Origin of the sequence: Streptomyces sp. NPDC050743, from assembly GCF_044456925.1 — a bacterium.
Classification (GTDB): domain Bacteria; phylum Actinomycetota; class Actinomycetes; order Streptomycetales; family Streptomycetaceae; genus Streptomyces.
In genome coordinates this window covers 1-2,097 of record NZ_JBITGJ010000296.1, presented here as the reverse complement: position 1 = coordinate 2,097, position 2,097 = coordinate 1, and the positions used below count along the sequence as shown (strand labels likewise).

Genomic DNA, 2,097 nt, shown 5'->3' with positions numbered 1-2,097 from the left:
GTACGTCACCCCGCTCGAAACGAGATCCTTGCTCAGGCAGAACCTCGTCCCGGCAGCGTAAACACCCGCTGTCCAGTTCGCGGGGGGAACTTCACACTCCCAACCAGGTCGAGTGGGCTGTCGACATGGCGGTACGCGGTGACCTGCACGCCGGCTACCTCAACCAGGGCGGCTACCGCAACCAGGCCGGCCTCGGCACCATCGACCCGCAGGGCCTGTTCCCGCCGCCCACCCTGACCGGCGCGAGCAACGCGCGCATCCCCGTCAACGTGATGCTCGGCATCATGGCCCAGGAGTCCAACCTGTGGCAGGCCGAGTCCGGCTCCATCCCCGGTCAGATGGGCAGCCCCCTGGCAGCGGTCGACGGCTACTACGGGCATCAGATCGATCCGGGCAATCCGGACTCGTACTGGAACATCAACTGGGACAAATCAGACTGCGGCTACGGCGTGGGCCAGGTCACCGACGGCATGCGCCTCAAGGGCCATGAGAAGCCGGGCGAAACCAGCCTGTCCCCAGCCCTGCAGAAACTCGTCGCCATCGACTACGCGACGAACATCGCCGCCTCCATGAAGATCCTCGCCGACAAGTGGAACGAGGTCCACAAGGCCGGCCAGACGATCACCGTCAACAACGACGACCCCTCCTACGTGGAGAACTGGTTCACCGCGGTCTGGAACTACAACCTCGGCTTCAACCCGCCCTCCCAGGCATCGCAGCACGGAGGGCACTGGGGCCTCGGCTGGTACAACAACCCGGCCAACCCCATCTACGCCAAGGGCTGGGGTCATCCGTTCATGAACACCGACGTGGACGGCACCGACGCCAACCACGACGCCGCACACCCGCAGGACTGGCCGTACGAGGTGAAGGTGATGGGCTGGGCCGCCTGGTCCATCGACACCGGCTACTCCTACGCCACCTCCGGCCGCCAGGACTGGCCCGGCGAGTCCGGCTTCTCCTCCGCCGGCTTCCGCCCCGCCTACTGGAACGGAGCGAACCTGCCCGTCGAGATCAAAGGCGGCGCGCGCTACAACCGGGCACATGTCACGCCGGACCTCGACGTGTTCTGCAACTCCAAGAACAACTGCGATCCCAACACGCCGCCGAACTGCGGCACCGCAGAGTGCTACGCACAGTACTGGTGGAACCAGCCCAACGCGACCTGGAAGACCGACTGCGCCTCCACCTGCGGCCACGAGAACATCAAGTACCAGTCGCTGGTGTCGGAACCGGGACGCGGCTACCGCCTGAAGAACGGCACACCGGTGTGCTCCGGAGCACCCAGCGGCGCACAAGTGGTGGCCTCGGTGCCCAACGGCACCGAAACCTACGGCGACTGCGGTCCCGTCACCTCGTCCGGCAGCTTCCAGTTCACGTTCTACGCCGACACCATGGGCACGCACTTCAATGCGAAAGCCGACCTGCACCAGGTCGGCGGCGGCTACGGCGGCCACTTCTGGTACGCCCACGAACGCGACACCCATCACCTCGGCGGCGACGGCGGAAGCATGACCATCGACGGTGACTGGAAGCTGAACAAGCCCATGGACAAGACACAGGCCATGGTCTACGTACACGTGCCGGACACCGGAGCGCAGACCACTCAGGCCGTGTATGAAGTCGTGACGGCCTTCGGAACCAGGAAAGTCACCGTCGACCAGTCCGCCAACGCGTCCAACAAATGGGTGTCTCTTGGCGCCTTCCGCTTCAACGATCGCATCCCCGAGGTCAGACTCTCCAATACCACCAGCAGCGGCAGCGCTGACAAGGACATCGCCTGGGGAGCGGTCGCCTTCGTGCCCGGCAACTTCGACGTGTCCGGCGGCCGGATGGCCGGTCTCGAACTCCCCGACCCCGACTACAACGCCCCCGACGTCGACTTCATCGACGACGACCAGCAGAAGCAGCCGGCGCCCACCGGTCTGGTTACTCCTTCTACGGCCTCTTCACTCACGTCCGACAACCAGTGCGCCAAGGGCCTGAAGAACGGGCAGAGCCGCCAGTGAGCCTTTCCCGGTAACCGACGGTCGCTGAGGGTGATCGCCTCCGGGAGTCTCGTGGTGTACTCCCAACTCCGGGCAGACGTAAGGCCCC

General features: G+C 65.3%; 1 protein-coding gene. It reads left to right on the top strand.

The features are described 5' to 3' along the window. Positions 1 to 125: 125 nt before the first annotated feature. Positions 126 to 2,009 carry a hypothetical protein gene (locus ACIBJF_RS53110; protein WP_399185069.1) on the top strand — a complete coding sequence of 628 codons (1,884 nt, stop codon included), beginning with the start codon at positions 126 to 128 and terminating at the stop codon, positions 2,007 to 2,009. Positions 2,010 to 2,097: the final 88 nt, after the last annotated feature.

Excerpts from the sequence above, each read along its gene's own strand:
- ACIBJF_RS53110 (WP_399185069.1), top strand. The coding sequence starts at position 126 with ATGGCGGTACGCGGTGACCTGCACGCCGGCTACCTCAACCAGGGCGGC.